The sequence below is a fragment of the Dehalococcoidia bacterium genome (assembly GCA_021295915.1).
Lineage (GTDB): Bacteria > Chloroflexota > Dehalococcoidia > Lucifugimonadales > UBA1123 > VXRN01.
This window is the reverse complement of record JAGWBK010000076.1, coordinates 1-6,582: the sequence shown is the minus strand read 5'-3', so window position 1 is coordinate 6,582 and position 6,582 is coordinate 1. Positions and strand designations below refer to the sequence as shown.

6 protein-coding genes are annotated in these 6,582 nt (G+C 55.5%); 2 read left to right on the top strand and 4 right to left on the bottom strand.

Features of this window, described 5'->3' with window-relative positions; all coding sequences use genetic code 11:
• Positions 1 to 122 precede the first annotated feature (122 nt).
• The 3 genes from J4G14_14850 to J4G14_14840 form a co-directional block, all read right to left on the bottom strand.
• Entirely contained in the window at positions 123 to 656 is a 534-nt protein-coding gene (locus J4G14_14850; protein MCE2459067.1) for a hypothetical protein, read from the bottom strand.
• Positions 657 to 829: 173 nt separating this feature from the next.
• Positions 830 to 1,453, bottom strand: coding sequence for a hypothetical protein (locus J4G14_14845; GenBank protein MCE2459066.1), 624 nt, complete (start codon positions 1,451 to 1,453; stop codon positions 830 to 832).
• Positions 1,446 to 2,228, bottom strand: a complete 783-nt coding sequence (locus tag J4G14_14840; protein ID MCE2459065.1) for a putative DNA binding domain-containing protein — start codon at positions 2,226 to 2,228, stop codon at positions 1,446 to 1,448. Before J4G14_14840 ends, J4G14_14845 begins: the two co-directional genes overlap by 8 nt.
• 701 nt (positions 2,229 to 2,929) lie before the next feature.
• Between J4G14_14840 and J4G14_14835 the strand changes: the two genes are divergently transcribed.
• A complete protein-coding gene (locus J4G14_14835) occupies positions 2,930 to 3,322 on the top strand; it encodes a hypothetical protein (GenBank protein MCE2459064.1) in 393 nt (130 codons plus the stop codon).
• A gap of 672 nt (positions 3,323 to 3,994) precedes the next feature.
• Positions 3,995 to 4,786 carry a hypothetical protein gene (locus J4G14_14830; GenBank protein MCE2459063.1) on the top strand — a complete coding sequence of 264 codons (792 nt, stop codon included), beginning with the start codon at positions 3,995 to 3,997 and terminating at the stop codon, positions 4,784 to 4,786.
• An 802-nt stretch (positions 4,787 to 5,588) separates the two neighbouring features.
• Here J4G14_14830 and J4G14_14825 read toward each other — a convergent pair.
• Positions 5,589 to 6,314, bottom strand: a complete 726-nt coding sequence (locus J4G14_14825) for a hypothetical protein (GenBank protein ID MCE2459062.1) — start codon at positions 6,312 to 6,314, stop codon at positions 5,589 to 5,591.
• Positions 6,315 to 6,582 lie beyond the last annotated feature (268 nt).

Sequence of the window (6,582 nt, the reverse complement as noted above, 5' to 3'; positions counted from 1 at the left end):
CTGTTACCATCGGCAACGTTACGAACGGACATAATCGCTGAACACTTAGGCGGACATTTTCCCTGGACGGCGACACGTTTTCGCACAGTTTAAGCTTGGCGCTGACACCTGGCGTTGAACTCTCACTCCACAGCTTCGCGTTTTAGGTTCAGGTCGAGTAGCCGAGCGATTATCTCGCCGTCAGCAAGATCCGCAGGCCATCCATACGCCGCTGATACGGCCTCATCCAGACTCCAGTGAGCCAACCTGAGCCAGGTAGGAGGAGAGCTATAAAGGTTCGACAGCGTACGCCTTCGCCGTTCACTGAGACTGACGTCATCGGGTGGGGGATTCAACCAGCCCTGCCTGAGCGTGTTGAGATGCTTCGCAGCCTTCGCTATCTCAACCCTCTGGTCGGGCGTCGGCTCAGGAAATGGAGACGTCTCGAGTGTAGACGTTGGGGTGTACCTAAACCCCGACTCGACTTCACGCAGCTGAGTACCTTGGGACCGTGCCCACAACTCATGAATGCGGGAGTGCAGGACACCGAAGAAGTAATCGTCGTCCCTCGCGAAAGCAATGACTGCGCTGTCCGGCAGCGTATCGGCTGTGACCCAAACAAATAGCCTGTGCTTGGAGACTCTGGGAGTCACTATGTACCGATCGAGGCTGGACATCGCCGCCCGCATTTCAACTCTCGGGCGCTCGTGGAGGATGGATAGCCCACGCTCATATCGCCTTCACTGCGTGTGAGCCTGTGCTCGTTGTTTCACCCAACGTTTTCACTCCTGTTACATCCGCTGGATCAGTCCCCCGCAGCCGCTGCAGCCTTCGCTGGAAAGTGGGATCTTCAGGTACTGTCTCCGGAATGCTCCTGAGAGTACTGGACCTGTCTGCCCATGGAGGTCAGCCGGTATCGCTGTGACCTGCTTCTCGGACTGTCGGGAACCGTCATTTCGACCAAGCCGGCGTCGAGACCGGGCTGTAGGTAGGTGCTTCTGAAATGTCGCCTGTCTGCCAACTCCATTTTCTGCATAATCTCCGCCCGGCTCATCTCTCCACGCAGGACCGATATCAGGCGCTCCACATGGGGAGTGACATGGGGGGTACCATGTGGGGTCACATGAGGGGTGCCGTTCGCCGCGGAACGAGGGAACGTGACAGTCACCCACTCCGCAGAGACGTCGATGACTGGGTCTTCAGCACCATACTCCGTGCAGGCATCGTGGATTCTGCGGATACCGCTCCCTATCTGCTCGACCAGCTTCATTCGGTACAGCATGCTGAATAGGAGGGGATTGCGGGGAACACTCCGGCTTCCCAGGTCCTGCTCTCGCATACCTGCTGGTAGCCCGCCGGGCGTCACAATCTCCACGCGGTCCTGAAAGACGTAGACCTGAACGTTGGCAGTACTTCGATAGTCTCGATGAGCGATGGCGTTGACGACAGCCTCCCGCAGTGCGCTCTCAGGCAACTCGAGCCGTTCCGTTCTGCCCTGCGCATTGGGGATGAGGGCGGAGTTCAGTTGTGCCTGTAGGTAACCCCATCACATCCTGGTAGATACTGTACAGGTTTCCTTTGAACTCTCTGCGGTCGAGAATATGGGTCTTGGTACTGCCCCGGAAGACTGCACAGGTCACACTGGCCTGGATGGTGAGTCTGGTGATGTCGTCCGCCAGCAGCCAGGCTCCCGCGTGGGTCATTTTCGAGTCCCTGACGAGGTGAAGGTTTTCCAGCACGGGTATGGGATCCATGGCAGGATCGATGCCCGTGCGCTCAGCGAACTCAGCCCAGCGTGCGGAGGTAATCTCTTCTGAGAGATCGAAGGCGTTGCAGGGTGTCTCATCCTCGCGGATGAGTCCCTCGCGAAAGAAGAAGTCACGAATCTCCTCTCGCGACATCTGCTGTGAGGTCGCCCCTTCGCGAATGAAGAATCTCCCGCCAAAGGAATATGGCTTGCCGTGCTGCTCAGGGACCGTCACGCACAGCACGTCGTCCTCAGTCTCCACCTCCACTGCCACGGGAGGGTCTGCGGAACGCGCTATGCTCTGGACCTGGGACTTCAGCCTGTTGTGGTCCGCCACACCGACAACGTTCCCGGCATCGTCGACCCCGATGAGGATCACGCCGCCAGTCGCGTTTGCGAAGGCGCAAATCTCCCGTCCCAGAGTTGGTGACATGGACTGCTTGAACTCTGTGGTGAACCCTTCGCCCAGGGCGACTAGACTGGAAACTGACGGGCTGTTCATGGGAGTTCACTCTGCTCCGTGAGCCGAAATTGGCCGTGGGACCTACTGGGCTGCCTGCACACCGCTAACATTGTAAAGGCTGTCCGAAGACAGATGGAGTGCAGGGTTGCCAACTGAAATCTCTTGTCGGTTGCCTTGGCTATTGGGAGCGGGTCGTTGTCCAGGAGAGGATGCCTTCGATGGAGCCATCCTCGGCACGCTTCGTCTTTCCGGGGGACACGACTCGTCCCGAGTACCAGAATTCCCCTTTGGCATCCAACGCCGTAATGACCAGTCCACTGACGAAGACAATCTCGTTATCGGCCAGTTCCTCGACGGGTGGGAGGTTTATTCACTGAAGCCTCTGACACTCAGTGGACCACCCGGGAACGGATCGACAGATCCATTCGAGGGCATATGAGCCAGTTGACTTGTGGGTCAGATCCAGTCCCGGATGGCCCGGAAAGTTTCATCGCAGTTGACGCGGATCAGGCGGGGTGAAACTGCATTGCGAGACTAAGCCCGACCGTAGGGCCTCTCGTCCTTACGTCAGAGTTTACTGTAGGGCCCCGGTTCCCCAACACTCCGGGGCCTGCAGGTCTGCTGGCAAGCGCATCAGGGCTGAATTCGTAGATGATCAGGTCTGCATTCACCTGGAAGAATTCAACTTGCGTTCTGACTGGCAGCAATGGATATTGGACAATCAGATCCGGAGCAGTGACGTGACGGAAGCGCAGTCAAGAAAAAGGGAGCTGGAACAGGAACTGCAGCTCGTCAGGGAAATGACCAGAAGGAGGCTCTACGACCTTGACGAAGGCGAGAAGATGGTCCGTGACATCGAGCTGCAGTTATCGGGATTGTCTATACCGAAGTTTGATGCCGTGGAAGAGGCCGGCAAACTTCTTGAGAACTTCGGTGAGTATTGGCAGACCCTAGGGTTGAAGGAGCGACACGCCATTCTCACTACGATGCTGGAGGTGGTGTATGTCGATCTCGAGACCAGTGAACTGGTTGGACTTGCCCCCAAGAGCCCATTTATCCTGGTGTTCTTGGCAATGACCGAGCGAAAGGAGGTAAAAGTTTATGACGGACGTCACGTAAGTACGAAACCTTGAGGCTAACCTTATCGATCGACCTCAGGGGAGATGGTGTGTGGTGCGCTGATGCTGAAGCGCTATAGAAGGCAATGGACGAGAATCGTGTACGTAAACCTGGAAGGTCGGACCTCGTGGTACCGGTGATGTGAATGGCCGTGTTCTTCTGGTCGACAGCCAGAACCATTTATGTTGAGGGCACAAAGCGCTCCGAACGACTTAGGGGGGTTCAGAAGTCATCCCTTGAATCGAAGTACCCTCAAGAGCCGTCTTGGAGTGCCAGGGGCGGGTGAACTGGGCACCACTGGCTCAGGTACTCAGATGTGCGTCGCTGGCTGTTGAACGGCATCCTGATCAACTGCCTGTCCGCACCGGCTGGGGCAATCGTCGATCCAGACCACGCTCACCTATCTCGAGCTGGTGCCGGGCCCTACCGGGCGATTGACAGAGGTGCCCTGAGAGCTTCCGTTGGAGCCCATTTGGTCGTGCAGCCCATGAGTGCTGTAAAGGCATGAATCATAGAGAAACTTACATTCGTCACAACAGCAGGGTACGGTGGCATCGCTCGTGGTTTGAAGTCGTTGGTAGACAGGTGCAGGCCGTTGCAGAGATTGGGAATGGGCTCAGTTGGGTGAATGTACATATTGCCGGAGGTCGGCTGGACTCTTCAATGACAGACATGAGGAGTGCGAGGTGGGCTTCAGGCAGGTGTTTCTGGACATCATTGACCTGAGTGCAGATGCAGTTCTGGATTCAACGAAGCTCGATGGCCTTCTTGGTCGAGTCAAGGAGAGGGTTTCGCGCAGTGGATTCCACATTACCGACAGCCAGGTCAGACTTCTGCTTACAAGATCCTGGTGTGACGCACTGGACAAAGCTGTTGCAAGTCGCAGTTTTTCAACTGAAAGACAACTCGCCCTGAATCTATACCGGAAGCACTTCGAGCTGACCTCTGATGATGTAGGCGATGAAGCATACTTCGACGTGCTCAGAATGATGACGATTCTGAGTTCTCTGTCAGACGATGCCGTCATACCTCGATTCGACCGCAACGTATATGCGGTCCGTTTTGGGCGTCTGCCCTTCAACCTGCTCGATAGCGAAGAGTTGATCTGGGTATTCCAGAATGTGTCGTATCTGAAGCTCATGACGAGACTGAGCAAGAGGCTGTTCCGGAGCGACCAGTATGTCGCTTCCATGGAGCAGGCCGACACGGGGACGCTGGGAATCTCCACCAGGCACCTATACTTCGTGGGTTCCAGTGAGGTCTTCCGCGTCGGACTGGATAACCTGATTTCAATCAGGGAGTACAGAGACGCAATCGGATTTGTGCGAGACACGGAGGGTGCCAAGCCGGAGGCGCTCGGAATGGAAAGTACCGACGTCTGGTTTGCAATTGAGTTTATCGACGCCATCAGAGAACTGAAGAACGTCTCGCCTCCAGACGGTGACTCACCAACACTTGAAGAGTTGATGGGCGAGTGATTTCCCCGGGAGTGCAGACTCGGAACTTAGGACGCAGACTGATTCTCTTTGAAGCATGAGCCGCACCATGACGGAACAGTGGACGCTCATGGAACAAGATCACAACAGCCAGTGGGAGCGCGGCTGCAAGCTGGAAGGCATCGGGAAGGAGGCCAGCGTCCTTACCGTAGGTAGCAAACAGCCTCATGCCGTCCGGTCGGCAACCCGCTTAATCCTATGTGGGTGCCATATCCACGCAGTGAGGGTCGCTATTCAGGTATAGCAGCCAACTGTTTTCTGGAGCTAAGCAAGCCTAAAGGCCTTGTGCGCTAAGTGTCTGGGCCCCGAAGCTTTGGCAGAACCACCGAGGACAGTGTACTGCTCGAGAAGGGGCAGGATTTTTCCTCAACCCACCAATCCCGCAAATCTGATGGTCGAGCGAGAGCCCTACACTGGAAAAATGACGAGGGACGAAGCAGTCTTTCTTATGTACTTCATTCAACGAACCGAAACAGCAGCGTTAAAGAGGAGTCATCAGGGCCTCGTCACCAAAGTGGCTTACATCGCTGAATCTAACGAACTCATTCAAAACAGTGATGCCACTTAGCCTTCGGAGAAGGGGCATGCCCATCGAGTTGTTGTCGTTGAGACAGAAGAGAGCTGTGTACACATAGCTACCCCCTGTCTATAAGGTTAGTAGTCTGTGTATGAAGTCGGTGGCTTTAACTGTAAAGTCCGCAACCCATGCCTTTTAGAAGACGAAGTGCGACAAGTGATTCAGGCATCAGGTACGGGCTAGGAAACCACAAGGGCATTGAGAGGGTTAGGTCGTTCCACAGAAGGCTAGTGTAAACGTCAGGACGAGCACAACCATCAGCAAGGATGCCCATAGTAGAAGGTGTTTACCTGAACTAGCATCCTCCTGCTCCTGCCTATTCCGGAGTTGTTCGACTCTATCCCTGCGTTGCTCAGCAAGTTCACGTGACCTTCCCTCACGCGCCCTCTGACTTTGCTCCCTTTCAAGCCTGAGTTGCTCAGCACGCTGCCCTTGCTCCCGATTCAGTTGCTCAAGCAATTCAGCATTTCGTTGCTCGCGCTCAAGCCTGAGTTGCTCGCGCTCTGCAACATTTCCCAGACCAGTCCACTCTTGGGGCCCAACGCGAGTGAGATAGTAGAACACGTTCTTGTCATGGTCACGCAGGGTCTTTAGGACGCGCTCACAGGCGTCGGCGTGGGCGCGTGTCAGCATAAGCCTGTCCCAAACGAGAGAAGGATTGGTTCCAGCGGTGCTCTTTACTCGTCCCACGTGATGTTCTCGAACGCGACGCTCAAGGTCTGCTGTGTGACCGACGTAGGAGCCTTCGTCGGTCGCCAGTACATAGACATAGCAGAGAGGGTCGTCAGGCGAGAGATTGTCCAGCCACCCGGTCAGCTCCGACTTGTGCGATGCGTCCGCCTCACTCTCATTGACCTGCCGACAGAACCAGCAGAAACCATCGACTGAGTCCGCATAGTCTTCCAGACACCAACTGCATTGGGAATCATACATTCGGGTCACTCGTTCGGCTTGTTTCTTCTGCCCAGACTAAGGATGGTTTAGCTACGAGTAAAGCGATGCTTGCCTTGCACAGAGACCAAACGCCCGCCACCACCGCAGCGAATCGGATAGTACATCGTCGATGGTGTCGAAATCGGCCAGATGAGACCAGTTTGACAAGGATATCAGAGCCCCAGTACCTGAGTGAGACACTGGGCTGAAGTGTTGCATCTGGACAATCTCCCCCTAGCTGAAAATTGGACGAGAAAGACCGGTTCTG